Source organism: Buttiauxella cochleicola (genome assembly GCF_021283185.1).
Taxonomy (GTDB): domain Bacteria; phylum Pseudomonadota; class Gammaproteobacteria; order Enterobacterales; family Enterobacteriaceae; genus Buttiauxella; species Buttiauxella massiliensis.
Map to the genome: position 1 here is coordinate 415,967 of NZ_JAJSOS010000002.1, position 16,652 is coordinate 432,618.

Sequence of the window (16,652 nt, forward strand, 5' to 3'; positions counted from 1 at the left end):
ACCAGAGGTTTTCCGCTATTCACCATATAGCTGGATGCTGAGTACATTTGTAATGGCGCTTCCATTCCAGTGATACTCTAAATGTTGCGCCTGATGAACATGAGTAATCAGGCAAGGCCGATAGAGTACATAGCAAAAATGCTCTGTATGGCGAACGGAGCGATAATGGATACCGTCCGCGTTTTGGGACTTCTGAGTCTGAGCAAAGGCTTTTGCCTGGCTGTAGTCCGTGGCGTGATAGATAGGTGAGGAGAGGAACGGTTCATCTGTAATATCAGACAAGGTTGCGTCGAATGTAGTTAACAGTACGCGCATCTGCACTTTCTGTGCAGGTTCGCAGGTATAACCTAATACACGCTCCTGGTGGTACACCGTTTCTTTGATAGCGGTATCTAACTTAGGAGCACAATAATAGCCGCCAAAATCATCAGTGGTGAATCGTGCTCCCTCCGGATTTAAATGGGTGAATGCCGCCATTACATAACTGCTTCCATGAATACCCACCAGCCAATCGTGTTTTGGCACCAATGACAACTCTCCGGCCTCTTCTTTTAACCGGTCATTGGTCATTGCCTCTATAGCCCAAACAGCCTCAAGCTCGTCGGTGCTAGCCACGTCTTCATACAAATCAATTGTTGGATAGCGACTTGGGATTATCCGATAGGCTTTCTCCCCTTCGAACTTGGTAAGTGGCGGCTTTTGCATTAAGCCATTCCCCCACGCCATGCATGCAGCCGTTTGGCAACCTCATACAGGTCAGCCACGCGGCCACTTTTCATCACATCCATGGCTGTGCGTCCAGCAAAGAAAGGGTGACTATTAGGTTTGCGCACCCAACCATAAACGCTGTCGTCAGCTGTAAACAGTAATCGCAGACACTTATGAATATTGAGGATGTAGCTCATTCGTTCCTGCATGTCCAAGGTTAGACGAATGCCCCCACCGGATTCTTTGTATTTGTTCAATGTTGAACGCGATGAAATACCCAGTAATTTCAGTTGTTCATCAGAATTGCAGTGCCATTTATCCAGAATGCGAAACACCACAGGTAGCGCTTTGCTGGGGTCAATGGCGCCATTTAGATGGTCTTTCTGTGCTGTGTTAGCCATATGTCCTCCTATATAATCTGTGCCTGCCAAAAACTGAGACATGAGTTAACTTAATTACTAGCATAGAGGAATTGTTCATATATGTACAATTAAGAAGTAGCTAACCACATGTGGAAGCAAGATCTGACGCAGAAATGATCTGCCTTCAGAGTCAAACGCGGGTAGGAAATGATGCCCGGTATTATGGGATGAGGGATAATTGCCAAATAAACAGAAAGACTTATATATTGTATGGATATATTTTAAGGGAAAAGAAACTAATTAGTTACTCGCTTTATGTCGTTGTACGCAACAGGTGTGATCATATATTTAACAATTAATTAAAATCTAGACACCGTAAACTAATATCAAACATAATATTCACTCACAGTTACAATCGGCGTGATTAAATACGTTTTAATACAAATATAAAAAAACCATTTCAAAATGTGTAATCAATAAGGGGATTCCTATATACTTCGAGCCCTCTAATTTAAAACAACTCTGGGATCATGAAAAAAACACATCTTATTTCTTTAATCGCAACACCACTTGCATTAGTGCTTTGCGGGATATATTGGTTCAACAGTACTCCATCTTATGTAAAAGATGCAGAGGCGCGGGTGGGTTCTTATCTCAGTTATTCCTACGGGCCGACGACATGTAAGAGTGATGCGAAAGAGTTGAATGCGTGGACGATGAAATGCCAGATAGCATCAGGCAAAAAGGATTTAAATTACACCGTTTATCCTGCGGAGAAAGCACCAGAAGGCTCATCCAGATCATTTTATATTGTTGCCGAAGACGCAGCTGCTAAACAGAGCGCAAAAGCTGAGTTAATGGTCTATCTAGACATCAACACCCACGCTAGCTAATACATTGATATTTTAATGCTTTTGGTAAAGTGGCAATGTATTGGTGGTGGGGTTTTAGAATCAGCGCAATATTATAAATCGAGGTGATTTAACTTAAGTCACCTCAAGTATGTCCCTTCAATTTGATCGATCAAATAATGAAAATGTGCATATTTATCAAATGTATTGATAATTAGCATCAGCCAAACTAGCACTACAACAACAAGAATTACTGTTGCTACTTTAAATCCCCATGTCATTGAAAATCATCTTCTTATTTATTTTTATACTATTGCCTGATGGTATCATTTCGGCATGTTATTATTTTGTGTTAACTATATCAAAAATGTTTAATACCGGTGCATAACACCGGCAAGAGTATTTATTTAGAGCAATATACGCGAGCATCGCGAGGGGTATAAATCCCCAGAGTGATAAAGCCCAGGAAACCGTCAGCAAATGTCTGCTGCACTTCAGTGCGAACAACTTTATCAGCGCCACCACATACAGCTGCAGCATCAACAGTTTTTGTTTGACCAATTCCGCTAACAAAGAAATGGTGTGTAGTGGTTTGCTGTGGTTTTTCAGCAATATCCTTGTTAATCGTAAATGTTTGTTGAGCACAGCCAGATAACACCATTGAAGCAACAACCGCTATCATTAACTTTTTCATATATACCTTATTTTTATTGTGGTCATCATAAACAGCTTCGCATTGTATATCTGGTTATTAAATACGACTAGCAATGCTTAAGAATTATCTCGGGTATCGTTTGATTTCTGTTTATGTTCCGAACAAACAGTGGGACCGACGTTTATCCATGGTCGCTTTATGATTGAAAACTCCAGCGCTATTTTGCCTGAAACTGCCGCGTTGCCCCCTCAAATCTGCTAAGATGCGCGCCAGACGCTGTCTGACAGCCCATTAATTGAGAGTATAACTGTGACATCTTTTTCTACCCTAAACGTTCTGCCAGCAGAACAACTCGCCAATCTCACCGAACTTGGTTACCACACCATGACGCCTGTTCAGGCGGCTGCATTACCCGCGATACTGGCTGGGAAAGATGTCCGTGCTCAGGCGAAAACCGGCAGTGGTAAAACTGCGGCCTTTGGCCTTGGTTTGTTGCAACATATTGATGCAAGCCAGTTTATTACTCAGTCGCTGGTGCTGTGCCCAACGCGTGAACTGGCCGATCAGGTGGCCAAAGAATTACGTCGCCTTGCGCGCTATATGCCAAATATCAAGGTGCTGACGCTATGTGGTGGCCAGCCATTTGGTGCCCAGCGCGATTCATTGCAACATGCGCCGCATGTCATTGTCGCAACACCAGGTCGTTTACTGGATCACTTGAAAAAAGAGACTGTTAAGTTAAACGCTTTGCAAACGCTGGTGCTGGACGAAGCTGACCGTATGCTGGATATGGGCTTTGCGGATGCAATTGATGAAGTCATCAGCCATGCACCGCAGGATCGCCAGACGTTATTGTTCTCTGCAACCTGGCCTACCGCGATTGCATCAATCAGTTCCCGTGTGCAGCGCTCCCCGGAAACTATCGAAATTGATTCAGTAGACGAACTGCCGTCTGTTGAACAGCAGTTCTACGAAATCTCGCGCAGTGGCAAAATCAGCCTGCTGCAAAAACTGCTTAGCAAGCATGAGCCCGCGTCTTGCGTAGTGTTCTGTAATACCAAAAAAGATTGCCAGGCCGTTTGTGATGCGCTGAGTGAAAGCAATCAAAGCGTGCTGGCGCTGCACGGCGACATGGAACAGCGTGACCGCGATCAAACACTGGTGCGTTTCGCCAACGGCAGCAGCAGGGTGTTAGTGGCAACCGATGTTGCGGCTCGTGGCCTGGATATCAAAGCGTTGGAAATGGTCATCAACTACGAACTATCCTGGGACCCGGAAGTTCACGTTCACCGCATCGGCCGTACCGCACGCGCGGGGGAAAGTGGTTTAGCTATCAGTCTTTGCGCGCCAGAAGAAGCACAACGCGCCAGCGTGTTGGCAGAAATGCTGAACTTGTCCCTGAGCTGGCAGCCTGCACCAACCGGTGGCAGCATCAAACCACTTGAAGCGACAATGGCGACGTTGTGTATTGATGGTGGTAAGAAAGCGAAAATGCGCCCGGGCGATATTCTTGGTGCGTTGACAGGTGACATGGGGCTGGATGGGGCGGATATCGGTAAAATCGATGTTCACCCAATGCACGTTTATGTTGCTGTTCGTGAGTCTGTTGCACGCCATGCGTGGAAACAGTTGCAACAGGGCAAGATCAAAGGCAAATCCGTCAAAGTACGTTTGCTGAAATAAGTCTTTAAAACCTCTCCCTGCGAATCGGGCAGGGAGAGGTATTTATTATTCCTTCGCGACCGCATCCAATACCCGCACCAACTGTGTGACAAAACCGTATTCGTTATCGTACCAGGCCACGGTTTTAACCAATTGCAAATCGCCAACTTCGGTCACTTCCGTCTGTGTTGCATCAAACACTGAACCAAAATTCGTGCCGACTATATCGGACGACACAATTTCCTCATCGGTATAGCCAAACGATTCATTACCCTCAGTTGCTTTTTTCAGCGCTGCGTTAATTTCCTCGACCGTCACCTTTTTCTCAAGAATAGACACCAGTTCTGTTACTGAACCAGTAAGTGTCGGTACGCGTTGCGCATGCCCTTTGAGTTTGCCTTGCAGCTCAGGTATCACCAGACCAATAGCCTTCGCCGCACCTGTAGTGTGCGGAATAATATTTTGTGCCGCAGCACGAGAGGCACGTAGATCTTTACCTCGCGGGCCATCCACCAGTGATTGTGTACCGGTATAAGCATGGATGGTGGTCATGGTGCCACCTTTAATACCAAAGTTGTCGTGCAGCGCTTTCGCCATTGGCGCTAGGCAGTTAGTGGTGCAGGAGGCGACGGAGAGGATTTTATCTTCTGGCGTAATAGTGTTGCAGTTAACGTTAAAGACGATAGTTTTCATATCGCCAGCAGGTGCGGAAATCAGCACTTTCTTCGCACCTGCGTCCAGATGTGCGCTGGCTTTCTCTTCCGAAGTATAGAAACCAGTGCACTCGATAACGATCTCAACGCCCAATTTCCCCCACGGGATATTTTTCGCCTCTTTTTCGGCATACACCGCAATTTTCTTACCGTTGACGATTAACGCATCGTCAGTGTAATCCACTGTTCCGTCAAAGTTATGATAGCTGGAGTCATGCTTAAGCAAGTAGGCAAGCACTTTGGGCGAGGTAAGATCGTTGATAGCGACAATTTCAACTTCGCTTTTGGTTTCAAGAACACGGCGTAATACCAGACGGCCAATGCGACCAAAGCCATTGATACCGATTTTTTTCATGATATGAACCTCACTTTTAATCATCAGGAATTGCTTAATCCTTAATCAACTCTAGTGATAGTTCATAAACCGAGGTGCCGCAAACAGGGATTGTCAGGGGGGGTGTTAGATAATTTCATCAGATGTTAATGATTTTCTAAGAATTAGCCGCTATCCTGGAAAAATCATTGTTACTAAGCAGGACACCTTAATGCGCAGCAAATACACCTCGTTACAGATAACACTTCATTGGCTGGTTTTTTTATTGATAGTGGGGGCATATTGCGCGATGGAACTGAAAGGTTTTGTACCGCGATCGTATCGTCCAGTCTTCAACGCAACTCATGTAACTTGTGGGATCAGCGTGTTCTTTTTGATGATTGCCCGCTTGCTGGTACGCATTAAATATCGCGCTCCCGCGATTACGCCGAAACCGCATCCTGCTATTACGGGAATGTCCCATTTGGTGCACACGATTATCTATCTGATGTTTATTGTGTTACCGATTCTCGGCTTTACAACGGTGTACTTTAAAGGCAGTGACTGGTCGGTGTTTGGCATTCCTATGCCGCATGCGATTGAACCTGATGAAGATATGGAATTTACCATCAAGAGTTACCACGAGCTTATCGCCAACATCGGTTACTTCGTGATTGGCATTCATGCATTTGCCGCACTGTTCCACCATTATGTGTGGAAAGACAATACATTGCTGCGCATGCTGCCAGGGAAAAAGGGCTAAATTTAACGGAGTTGGCCCTGGAAAGGGTGTCGTCCCACTGGAAATGCGCATAGTACACTACTGTTAATCGATCATGCCCATGAACTCGTGCTTGCAAATCCTAAAACGCGAATAAGCGATGTAGGGCTACGTAAGCACGATATAAGTCCCGAGCGGAGGCGTCGCTGGTTTTTACAAAATAGCGGTGTAGTTAGCTATCCCAGTATTACTTCAGTTTTTGCTGGAATTGATCAACTAAAATGCAAATAAGTGAGCAGTTGGATGCGAATCCACAGGCAGGTCTGTACGCAATTAATACCGGTCTGTATGTTGTTTAATCGCATATCTCTCAATGTGGAGCATCAAATGCCGGATTACCGCTTTTTTAAAAAAGGTAAACAAACCGTTGTATTAGAAAGGTCTGACACGGACGGAACCGCTCGGTTGACTGAACAGGGTTACGAAAAACAATTCGAAGAGGTCAGTGCCATTGATGAAAAACACGCGCTTGCACGCTTTGCTGATATCCGCAGGGAAAAGCGAATAGACCAGCATAATTTTTTAGCGGGCGCTATAGCCATGCCCTTGATAGGGATTCTGACGGCAGTTGCTATTAATCTCTTTCGCAAAAAGTAGCAGAGCATAAATCCCGTTGGTGCTATGACACCGGAATAGCCACAACACCAACGGCTGCTTATTCTCACCTTCATTCTTCCATTTGTACCATCCCTCGGTGAAAACAATCGCTCTGCTATGATTCCATCATGATTTAAACATTCGGCTTGTTGACGTATTTGCAGACTGACATTTATCAACGGTGCTTTAATATCTCTGACAATAGTGTACCATACCCCCCTATAGTATGAGGGGGTCAAAATGCCACATTCACCTGAAGACAAAAAACGCATTCTGACTCGCGTGCGACGCATACGTGGCCAGACTGAAGCAATTGAGCGCGCCCTGGAAAATGGCGATCCTTGCATCGCCATCTTGCAACAAATCGCAGCGGTTCGCGGAGCGGCGAACGGCCTGATGGGCGAAATGATGGAGATCCATCTAAAAGACGAGCTGGTCGCGGGGGAAACCTCTGAGGATCAGCGTGCTGTACGTATGGCAGAAGTCGGTAATTTAATTCGCTCTTATCTAAAATAAAATCCATCCCACCTGACGACGGAAGAAGAATATGAAATCACGTGCAGCTGTTGCATTTGGCCCAGGCAAACCGCTTGAAATCGTAGAAATTGATGTAGCACCGCCACAAAAAGGCGAAGTGCTGGTAAAGATTACCCATACTGGCGTTTGCCATACCGATGCTTTCACCTTATCTGGTGATGATCCTGAAGGCGTGTTCCCGGCAGTGCTGGGCCATGAAGGCGGCGGTATCGTTATGGAAGTGGGCGAGGGTGTTACTAGCCTGAAGCCTGGCGATCATGTCATTCCTTTGTACACTGCAGAATGCCGCGAGTGTAAGTTCTGTAAATCAGGCAAAACTAACCTGTGCCAGGCCGTTCGTGCCACTCAGGGTAAAGGTTTGATGCCAGACGGCACCACGCGTTTTTCTTATAATGGCGAACCGATTTACCACTACATGGGCACCAGTACTTTCAGTGAGTACACTGTGGTGGCAGAAATTTCTCTGGCAAAAGTTAACCCGCAGGCACCATTGGATAAAGTGTGCTTGTTAGGTTGTGGTGTCACCACCGGTATCGGCGCTGTGCACAACACGGCGAAAGTCAAAGAGGGCGATACGGTTGCAGTATTTGGCCTGGGTGGTATTGGTCTGGCGGTGATTCAGGGCGCGGTACAGGCGAAAGCCGGGCGTATTCTGGCCATTGACACCAATCCAGAGAAATTCAAACTGGCGACCGAAATGGGTGCGACTGATTGCATCAACCCGAAAGACCACGAAAAGCCGATTCAGGATGTGATTGTCGAACTGACCGACGGCGGCGTGGATTTTAGCTTTGAATGTATCGGCAACGTCAATGTAATGCGTTCCGCGCTGGAATGTTGCCATAAAGGTTGGGGCGAAAGCGTAATCATCGGCGTTGCGGGCGCAGGTCAAGAGATCAAAACTCGTCCGTTCCAGTTAGTAACCGGCCGCGTATGGCGTGGTTCTGCATTTGGCGGAGTGAAAGGGCGCACACAGTTGCCAGGTATGGTGGAAGACGCGATGGTTGGCAAAATCAACCTTGACCCGTTCATCACCCACCGTATGCCGCTAGAACAAATCAATGAAGCCTTCGATTTAATGCACGAAGGGAAATCGATTCGTACCGTTATCCATTTCGGCGATAAGTAACCGTTAAAAACCCCTCACTGATTGCATTTACTAGCATTTCAGTGAGGGTTCTACTCTCTCAACTGCCCACTATTTTCCCGCATCCAGTCAGCTAACGAATCAAGCGTAGGGCGTAGAGACTTCCCTAATTCCGTTATCTGATATTCCACTCTCGGTGGCACTTCTGCGAAGACTTGCCGGGTCACCAATCGTCTGGATTCAAATTGGCGTAGCTGGCGCGTCAACTCTTTTTGAGTAATGGGATGAACCGCACGCTGTAGATCGCTAAAGCGCACTGGCTCATCAATGACCATCAAGCGGTAAAGAATCGGGATCGCCCATTTCCCAGAAATCAGATTCACGAAACTAACCATCGGGCAGCTTTGACCTGCCGTGGGCAAGGCCGAAAAATTATTAATCACGTTTGCTCCTGTGAATAGTCAATACATCCCATCCAGTGCCTTAGTATCCAAATGGTGCCTACTATCCAAAAGATACTATAGCGTAAATAATGGGCTGACTAGTCAATAGTGAGGTAACGGCAATGGGAAGACTTCAAGGTAAATACGCGTTAATCACCGGTGGCACCAGCGGTATTGGTTTTGAGACGGCGCGGCAGTTTCTTGCGGAAGGGGCAACGGTTGCTATCACCGGACGTAGCGAATCAGGATTATTGGCCGCGAAAGAGCAACTGGGAAATGTACATATTATTCGCAGCGATGCGGGAAATATCGGTCAACAACGCGATTTGGCTGAACAGATTGCACAATGGTGGCCGCGTCTCGATGTGTTGTACGTAAATGCCGGCGACGTAACGCATCATCCACTACAGGACTGGGACGAAAGCAGTTATGACCGGCTGATGAATACCAATCTGAAAGGGCCGTTCTTTTTGATTCAGGCGCTATTGCCACTTCTGGCTAACCCATCGTCGATAATTGTCTGTGGTTCCGTGAGTGCACATATTGGTTTGCCACAAAGCAATGCTTATGCGGCCAGCAAAGCCGCAATCCTTTCTCTGGCGCGAACCCTTTCTGGCGAGCTGCACTCGCGAGGAATTCGGGTGAATGGATTAAGCCCTGGCCCAACAGAAACTCCGGCTTTGGGTAAGCTCGGCAATGGTGCGTCGCAGGAAGTACTCCGCGAAGAGATTCGTGCGCTCGTGCCAATAGGTCGTTTGGGTACGCCTCTCGAATTGGCAAAAGCTGCCGTCTTTCTCGCATCCGATGAGTCTGCCTTTATGGTCGGCAGCGAATTATTAATAGATGGTGGAGTAGGCAATTTGTAAGGGTGATTGAAGAGCTCAGTTCGATTTACCACGTTTAAATCGAACTGGGTTATAAAGTCTTAGAGTTGATAAGTCCCGGCGCGGCGCTCTTTCACGTGAAAATGCTGCTCACGAAAATCGGCGGCGGAATCCTCGGCAGCCTGACGGATTTCGTCACTATCAGCCTGATGGCGTAGCAACATGTCAGCACTTTTGACGACCAAATAAAAATGACCATGTGTTTGCGCTGTAGTCTGCCCGGAGAACAACGCCGTGCCTATCAGCAACAAAATCATCCCTAATTTTGATCTCAATTGTTTAACCATTACCATCAACCTCATTAACGTGACGGGCACACTGTATAGATAATTCCGTCTGGTTACTATTCAACTTTTAGAAAAAATGCAAAAGAATTGTCAGCAGTGTAAAAGGTTCAATAGTTAAGATTTGGTTTACGAATGGTTAATAATTGATATGCCATGCTGGCAAGCTTTCGTGTTGGGAAAGCCCGCAAACATGGCTATAAAAAGAGGGGTTAATGCGCGACCGACTTTGAAAATAAGTTAATGACTAACACGCCAATAATAATCAATGCCATACCCGCGATCGCCGGCCAATCAAGTTTCTGCCCCAAAAAAATCCAGCCCACCGCGCCGATTAATACAATTCCAGCACCTGACCAAATTGCATAAATAATCCCGGTAGGGATGGTGCGCATGGTTACCGATAGGCAATAAAACGCCACGCCGTAGAACACAATTGTGACCAAGCTTGGCCATAAACGGCTAAAGCCTTCGGAGAGTTTTAGTGAAGTGGTCGCAATCACTTCGGCAATAATTGCCACAATCAGCCAGATATAAGTCATGTTCGTTTCTCCCTCACTATTCAGGCCGTCAATGTAAAGATCAAAGCCATTTGTGGCAAGAAATGCCCTCGTTGTCACAGAAAATTCTCATTTTGTTTCCTCGCTGTATATCCTGTAACAGTTGTAAATGTCAGCTGAAAACACTGGTTTTAATGTTGATGATACAATTTCATGGATTGTAAAAAACCTTAATTCTAGATTTATATCCTTCCTGGATTTATCTTCATACACTATGATACCGGTAACATTTGAGGCCGTACTGTAGATGCATCTGACCTCTTGTTGATGGCTGCAGCGGGCTTTACATGACCTTTGGGGTAAAAAATGGACTGGTTTGTTGATTACTTTTCAACGTATCTCTACGGTTTGAAAGTTGTCGCTATTACGCTGGCGATATTGATGTTAATTAGCGGAATTGATGATTTATTTATCGATATTGTTTACTGGGTTCGCCGGGTATGGCGCTCGGTTACGGTATACCGCAACAATGATTATCTGGACTATAAAGCCCTGCATGAGCCACAAGAAAAAGCGTTGGCTATTATGGTCCCTGCATGGAATGAAACTGGGGTTATCGGCAATATGGCGCGTCTTGCCGCCAGTTCACTGGACTACGAAAACTACCATATATTTGTAGGGACTTACCCTAATGACCCGGATACGCAACGTGATGTAGATGAAGTCTGCGCACGTTTTCCAAATGTTCATAAAGTGGTATGCGCACGCCCAGGTCCCACCAGCAAAGCGGACTGCCTGAACAACATTCTGGATGCTATTTTACAGTTTGAAAACAGCGCGCGATTTAATTTTTCCGGTTTTATTCTTCATGACGCAGAAGATGTTATTTCTCCACTCGAATTGCGTCTTTTCAACTATCTGGTTGATAGAAAAGACTTAATTCAGATCCCAGTTTATCCGTTTGAACGCAAATGGACACACTTCACAAGCCTGAGTTATCTGGATGAATTTTCAGAACTGCATGGTAAAGATGTACCGGTACGTGAGGCATTAGCGGGGCAGGTTCCAAGCGCCGGTGTGGGTACATGTTTTAGCCGCCGTGCGGTTTTGGCGTTATTAGCTGATGGTGACGGCATTGCGTTTGATGTGCAGAGCCTGACGGAAGATTACGATATTGGTTTCCGCCTGCGTCAAAAAGGAATGGAAGAGATTTTCTGTCGCTTCCCGGTTGTTGACGCAAAAGATAAATCAGCCAAACCCTTTGGTCAGCGTGCCCGAACTGCCAATGTTATCTGCGTGCGTGAATATTTCCCTGACACCTTTGCCACAGCCGTGCGCCAAAAGTCTCGCTGGATAATCGGCATCGTGTTCCAGGGTTTTAAAACTCACCGCTGGAGTTCAAGCCCGGTTCTCAACTATTTCCTGTGGCGCGACCGTAAAGGGGCGATTGCAAACTTCCTCAGTTTTGCGGCGATGCTAGTGATGTTGCAACTGGTTGCCATCATCATTTATCAGCGCACGGTCGATGGGGCATGGCAATTCTTATCAATATTTGTCGGCGGTTCATGGCTGACGATATTGCTGTGGATTAACTTACTGCTGATGTCTAACCGCATCATTCAACGCATGATATTTGTGACAGGTTATTACGGGCTGGGACAAGGCTTATTGGTATTGCCGCGCCTGTTCTGGGGCAACTTGATTAACTTTGTGGCGAACTGGCGGGCGATTAAGCAGGTTATCCAACATGGCGACCCACGTCGCGTGGCATGGGATAAAACAACTCACGATTTCCCGACCGTAAGCGTCCAACGCTCTGCTCAACCTCTGGGTTATATCCTGGTGGATTCTGGTGTGATTACCCAGGCTGAACTTGAAGAAGCGCTGCAAAAGCGTATTCCAGGCCTAAAACTGGGCGGAAGTCTGGTGCAACTGGGCTATATCACTGCATATCAGCTTGCTGTTGCTCTGGCAAAACAAGCTGAAGTGCCGATGGAGTCAATCGATCCTCTCGCACTTGATGAATCATTGATTAAGAGCGTTCCTGCAAAAGTGGTGCAGCACCATGCGGTTCTGCCATTGCGCATGGAAGGTGACACACTGGTTCTTGCTTGTGAGAACTCGATCGATCCGGTTTCATTGTCGGCGTTGGGTCGCAAACTCGGGCGGAATGTGAGCTACGTTATTGTGCCGCGAGGCCAGGTAGTTATTGGGCTGCGTCACTGGTACGGCGATGAACAATCGACAAAGGAAAAGCAGTTGCTCGACTGTGCCGTCAAAGAAAACCTTCTCACGCAGGCGCAGGCTGATGAGATTTGGGACCAATATGTCTCCGGGCAACTTCTGTTTGCTGAAGTGTTGAGTAATGAATCTCACCTCAATGAAGCTGTTCTGCGAGCTGTTCTATTACGTTATGAACGCAGCGATTTGATGTTCGGCGAGTTTCTGGTGCAAGAAGGGGTAGTGAGTCAACACGTTGTTGATCATGCGCTGGCACAGCAAAAGAGATTGCAACCATCGTTGAAAGACCTGCTGCAAAAAGCAGGTATCAGCGTGATGCAACAGGCTCGACTAGCCAGGGAGACAGTATGAAGATACGGCTAACCCCGCTGGCAGCTCTGGTTTGCGGTGTTCTACTTGCGGTACCCGCTTTGGCTGCACAGGAAGGATCTAAACAAGATCTGGGACTCAGTGATTACCTTTACTTCAAGGTTTATCCGCATATTGAGCGGGCACATGAAGCGTTGAAAGCAAATGACGAAACTCGCGCGTTGCGCAGTTTTGAGCATGCTCATGCAATGGCACCCGAGAGCGTGCGCTTGTCGTTATGGCTTGCTGAGGCTTATCGGCACTTCGGCCACGATAAGAAAGCTCGGGAGTTGCTGGAAAGTGAGCTTGCGAAAAGGCCACAAAACTCTGACTTACATCGTGCACTGGTGGCGATTCCCGTGCCTGTTCCAGAAATCAAAACTTACGAGCAATTGCTGGCATTCCAGAAAAACTGCGATGCCTCACCGGGCGTTCAGTGTCGCAGTGAGGTGGGTAACTATGCTCTCAAACTCAATAAGCTAGATATAGCCCGCGCGCAGTTGTCTGACCCGAAATTCCGTCACTCAAAAGAGGGGCAGCAATTGGCGGACAACTACACGCAGCGGGCAATTTTCTTGCAACAGTGGGGGGCAGCAGATCAAGGTTTTGCCCTGTTGGACAGTGAGGCGACGCTGAGTGACGCACAGTATCAACAATGGTTTGCAATTCTGTTACATATGCAGCGCGACCAACGAATCCTGGATTTGCAAAGCCAGGGAGTGATGAACAGTGCTGGAATGCAACTGGCTTACGCGCAGTCATTGGCTGAGCCTAATGCACTGACTCAGTTACGCCGTTATCTCGCAAGCCGTAAACCCGTATTTGATTCAGCCATCGAAGAACGTAATTGGATGTGGTTATTGGCAACCTATAGCCAGCAACCGGGGCACACAGTTGCGGGATGGAGCGTTAAACATCCAGAAAACAGACAGTATGTGTTATCGACGTTAGTGCCGATCCGCATCCAAAAAGGTGACTGGAAAGGGGCGAACGAACTGCTCAATACCTTCCCGGAAATGCAGGCGCTCGATCAGCGTTTAGCATTAAGTCTGGCGCAGAAAGACACGCAGTCCAGCATGCAGCTCATTAGTAAAATCACGCAAACTCGCGGTTTATCCGCGCAAGAACTGGAAACTGCCAGCTTTCAGCTGGTTTCTATGGGCCAGGGAAAAGTGGCTGCTGAATTGCTATTGCGTTACTGGCCCTTTAATCAGGCCGGTAAGTTGCAGCATTCACTGACTACACGTTTGTATAGCCAGCTTGCAGCACACCCTGATTGGTTGACCGCTGAAAACAAAGCTCGCCTTGCCCGGCCTTTGCCAACCGCCACGCAACGCATGGCGCAGGCACGACTGTTCCAGGGGCAGGAAAACTGCGCGCAGGTGCGCAACATATTAGGTGATTTATCTGCGCAGTATGACGCTGAAAGCTGGTCACACCTTGCGCAATGCTATCCGGGGCAGCCGGGCCTCGCGCTTTACGCTGCCGAACAAGCGGTTGCGCGTGACCCTTCGCCATTTTACCAACGTCAGGTGGCATATCTGGCTTACGCTACACAAGATTACGCACTTGCCAAGGCGAGTTGGGCACAGGTTCCTGTCACAGAAATGGTGGATAACGATGTGCACGCTGCAGCGCTCAGCGCAAAACTTGCCGGTGATGAGAAGGTCTTCGCCCACTGGCAGAATATTGCTTCACAGCGTGGAATGTCGGATCTGAAACTGGAATCGACTCCGGTGATGGATGATGCTGCACGTGGTTTTGCACTATTAGCGCAAGGTAAGCATCACGAAGCCCGTGATGCGCTGGAAAAAGCCCGTGAAACCCACACGGACTCGCCAGAAATCCTACGCCAGTTGGTGTATCTCAATGAACGACTGGACGATAAGCCGAAAACGAAGCAGTACAGCGAGCAAGTTGTGGATGACATTGATAACAGCATCACGCCACAACAACAGCTGAGCGACAAACAACAAGAAGACCGTTTTGAATTCCGCCGGATTCACGAAGATAGTCAACGTCGCTGGACTTTCACCTACGATGGTTCATTCGGTTTAACGCCAGATTCACTTAATAGTGGAGGCAGCAATAACGGGGTTCAGCAGGGGAAAAGTTACCGGAGCTATCAACAATTTGAGGCTGAGTACCGTATCGGTAAAAACCAACTCATCGACGGCGATCAGCTTTCCGTTTACAGCCGTGTGTTTGCAGGTAGTGACAGCAATGGCCAGCAGAACTTTATGCCGGTATATGAGCCAATGTTGGGGGTTGGTGTGCGTTGGAAACCGCTTCGTGACCAGGTTATCTATCTGGCGGCTGAACAACAGATCCCGTTGGATCATCATCACGGCCAGGCTGACGTTATGCTGCGTGCCAGTGCCTCGTTCTTTAACGGCGGTAAATATAGTGATGATTGGCATCCGACAGGCAATGGCTGGATGGCACAAAATCTCTATCTGGATGCGGCGCATTTCGTTAAAGCGGATTATCAGCTTTATACCGCCGATTACCGCATGAGCTGGCATCAAAAAATCAACGGCAAACAAACTATTGAGCCTTACTGGCACGCCCAGTACAACGCCAGTACTGACACTCCGTACAGCGACAACACCCTGGGCGGTGTTGGTGTGAGACTTAATACCTGGTTTGGAGAGATGCACTACAGCGCCTTCCCACATAAAGTCAGTGTGGGGCTTGAGTATCAGCGTGCGTTCTCCGGGCACAACCGCGATACCGACTCCAAAAATAATCTTTTCCTGACTCTGGGAGCTCGCTGGTAATGAAGATCCTATTAACCGCGTTACTGCTGGTTGCCCCTTTTGCCAATGCCATGAATGCGGTGATGTATCAGCCGCAATTGCGTGATACCACAGTGACTGATGCCCAGTGGCAGAGCGTGTTGAACAAACTCAAAGGGCAGGGAATTGATACCCTGGTATTGCAGTGGAGCCGCTACGATAATGCGTTTCGCGATGGCGAGTCTCGCGCCTGGCTTGAACATAAAGCGCAACTAACCACTACCAACGGTATGAAGCTCGTTATCGGTCTTGCTGCAGACGGTCGATTTTTCGAACGGCAAAAACAGCCGCTTCCTGCGCTTGAAAATTATCTCAATCGCCTGCGTGCTGATGATGTGGCGGCAGCAAAACGTTGGGTAGACGTACTGGGTGAAAAGTCGATTGCAGGTTGGTATATCAGTAGTGAACTCGATGACCTGCGCTGGCGCAACCCACAAATGCAGCAAGCAGCGCTGAGCTGGCTGAGTAAAACCCGTCTGTCATTGGCGGCAGTTGCTGATAAACCCGTTGCGGTGAGTAGCTTCTTTGCCGGAAATATGACGCCTGACTCTTACCGTAAATGGCTGACAACCCTGAGCCATAGTGGCGTAAAAGTATGGGTGCAGGATGGAGCGGGAACGCAAATGCTGACTGCTGCTGAACGGGCGCTGTACCTGAAAGCACCGTCTGCGGGGAAAGTTATCGAACTGTTCCGTCAGGATAAACAGGCCAAAACTTTTAAAGCAAAACCTGCACCAGCGGAGTATCAGCAAAAATGGTTATCGACGCTCGTTCCAGCCGGCCAGGACAGAATCTACTTCTCGTTGCGTTATATGGAAGCGGCCAGCGGTGTGTTAGCCATCTAAAAATCAATGTCGGATAAGCGTAAACGTTATCCGACATTTTTAT

General features: G+C 47.7%; 17 protein-coding genes. 10 read left to right on the forward strand and 7 right to left on the reverse strand.

The features are described from left to right. Positions 1-15: 15 nt before the first annotated feature. Together LVQ76_RS04855 and LVQ76_RS04860 are read right to left on the reverse strand one after the other, a co-directional pair. The gene (locus LVQ76_RS04855) at positions 16-705 is read right to left on the reverse strand and encodes an RES family NAD+ phosphorylase (protein ID WP_232863669.1); all 690 of its coding nucleotides are present in this window, start codon (positions 703-705) and stop codon (positions 16-18) included. Next, a complete protein-coding gene (locus tag LVQ76_RS04860; RefSeq protein ID WP_232863670.1) occupies positions 705-1,109 on the reverse strand; it encodes an MbcA/ParS/Xre antitoxin family protein in 405 nt (134 codons plus the stop codon). Before LVQ76_RS04860 ends, LVQ76_RS04855 begins: the two co-directional genes overlap by 1 nt. Positions 1,110-1,600: 491 nt before the next feature. Here LVQ76_RS04860 and LVQ76_RS04865 point away from each other — a divergent pair, with 491 nt between their 5' ends. After that, positions 1,601-1,963 carry a hypothetical protein gene (locus tag LVQ76_RS04865; RefSeq protein WP_232863671.1) on the forward strand — a complete coding sequence of 121 codons (363 nt, stop codon included), beginning with the start codon at positions 1,601-1,603 and terminating at the stop codon, positions 1,961-1,963. Between the two features lie 361 nt (positions 1,964-2,324). Here the strand turns inward: LVQ76_RS04865 and LVQ76_RS04870 are convergent, their stop codons facing one another. After that, a complete protein-coding gene (locus tag LVQ76_RS04870; RefSeq protein WP_064519157.1) occupies positions 2,325-2,615 on the reverse strand; it encodes a Bor family protein in 291 nt (96 codons plus the stop codon). Positions 2,616-2,885: 270 nt separating this feature from the next. Between LVQ76_RS04870 and dbpA the strand changes: the two genes are divergently transcribed. Further along, positions 2,886-4,259: an ATP-dependent RNA helicase DbpA gene (dbpA, locus tag LVQ76_RS04875; RefSeq protein WP_151993574.1), complete on the forward strand. Its 1,374-nt coding sequence runs from the start codon at positions 2,886-2,888 to the stop codon at positions 4,257-4,259. 45 nt (positions 4,260-4,304) lie between these two features. Here dbpA and gap read toward each other — a convergent pair whose 3' ends face one another. Further along, a complete protein-coding gene (gene gap, locus LVQ76_RS04880; RefSeq protein ID WP_232921120.1) occupies positions 4,305-5,306 on the reverse strand; it encodes a type I glyceraldehyde-3-phosphate dehydrogenase in 1,002 nt (333 codons plus the stop codon). 190 nt (positions 5,307-5,496) lie between these two features. On the opposite strand from gap, the gene cybB reads away from it, so the two are divergent. The 4 genes from cybB (at position 5,497) to LVQ76_RS04905 (ending at position 8,308) form a co-directional block, all read left to right on the forward strand. Then, complete coding sequence (gene cybB / locus LVQ76_RS04885) at positions 5,497-6,027, forward strand: cytochrome b561 (RefSeq protein ID WP_232921121.1); 531 nt, start codon at positions 5,497-5,499, stop codon at positions 6,025-6,027. Positions 6,028-6,372: 345 nt separating this feature from the next. Beyond that, complete coding sequence (locus LVQ76_RS04890) at positions 6,373-6,642, forward strand: hypothetical protein (protein WP_232863673.1); 270 nt, start codon at positions 6,373-6,375, stop codon at positions 6,640-6,642. Between the two features lie 240 nt (positions 6,643-6,882). Beyond that, positions 6,883-7,158 carry a metal/formaldehyde-sensitive transcriptional repressor gene (locus LVQ76_RS04900; protein ID WP_064519147.1) on the forward strand — a complete coding sequence of 92 codons (276 nt, stop codon included), beginning with the start codon at positions 6,883-6,885 and terminating at the stop codon, positions 7,156-7,158. Between the two features lie 31 nt (positions 7,159-7,189). Next, positions 7,190-8,308 carry an S-(hydroxymethyl)glutathione dehydrogenase/class III alcohol dehydrogenase gene (locus LVQ76_RS04905; protein WP_151993570.1) on the forward strand — a complete coding sequence of 373 codons (1,119 nt, stop codon included), beginning with the start codon at positions 7,190-7,192 and terminating at the stop codon, positions 8,306-8,308. A 50-nt stretch (positions 8,309-8,358) separates the two neighbouring features. Here LVQ76_RS04905 and LVQ76_RS04910 read toward each other — a convergent pair whose 3' ends face one another. After that, positions 8,359-8,661, reverse strand: coding sequence for a winged helix-turn-helix transcriptional regulator (locus LVQ76_RS04910; RefSeq protein ID WP_151993635.1), 303 nt, complete (start codon positions 8,659-8,661; stop codon positions 8,359-8,361). 170 nt (positions 8,662-8,831) lie between these two features. Here LVQ76_RS04910 and LVQ76_RS04915 point away from each other — a divergent pair, with 170 nt between their 5' ends. Continuing rightward, positions 8,832-9,575, forward strand: coding sequence for an SDR family oxidoreductase (locus LVQ76_RS04915; protein WP_232921122.1), 744 nt, complete (start codon positions 8,832-8,834; stop codon positions 9,573-9,575). Between the two features lie 59 nt (positions 9,576-9,634). On the opposite strand, the gene LVQ76_RS04920 is transcribed toward LVQ76_RS04915, so the two are convergent. Further along, entirely contained in the window at positions 9,635-9,868 is a 234-nt protein-coding gene (locus LVQ76_RS04920; RefSeq protein WP_370640064.1) for a DUF2554 family protein, read from the reverse strand. 221 nt (positions 9,869-10,089) lie between these two features. Continuing rightward, a complete protein-coding gene (locus LVQ76_RS04925) occupies positions 10,090-10,419 on the reverse strand; it encodes an SMR family transporter (RefSeq protein ID WP_232921123.1) in 330 nt (109 codons plus the stop codon). Between the two features lie 324 nt (positions 10,420-10,743). Here LVQ76_RS04925 and nfrB point away from each other — a divergent pair, with 324 nt between their 5' ends. Genes nfrB through LVQ76_RS04940 form a run of 3 tightly spaced genes read left to right on the forward strand, consistent with a single transcriptional unit; the run spans position 10,744 to position 16,609 of the window. Continuing rightward, positions 10,744-12,969 carry a cyclic di-3',5'-guanylate-activated glycosyltransferase NfrB gene (gene nfrB, locus LVQ76_RS04930; protein ID WP_232921124.1) on the forward strand — a complete coding sequence of 742 codons (2,226 nt, stop codon included), beginning with the start codon at positions 10,744-10,746 and terminating at the stop codon, positions 12,967-12,969. After that, positions 12,966-15,746 carry an NfrA family protein gene (locus LVQ76_RS04935; RefSeq protein WP_232921125.1) on the forward strand — a complete coding sequence of 927 codons (2,781 nt, stop codon included), beginning with the start codon at positions 12,966-12,968 and terminating at the stop codon, positions 15,744-15,746. The genes nfrB and LVQ76_RS04935 overlap by 4 nt, the downstream gene beginning before the upstream one ends. Then, a complete protein-coding gene (locus LVQ76_RS04940; protein WP_232921126.1) occupies positions 15,746-16,609 on the forward strand; it encodes a DUF4434 domain-containing protein in 864 nt (287 codons plus the stop codon). Before LVQ76_RS04935 ends, LVQ76_RS04940 begins: the two co-directional genes overlap by 1 nt. Positions 16,610-16,652 lie beyond the last annotated feature (43 nt).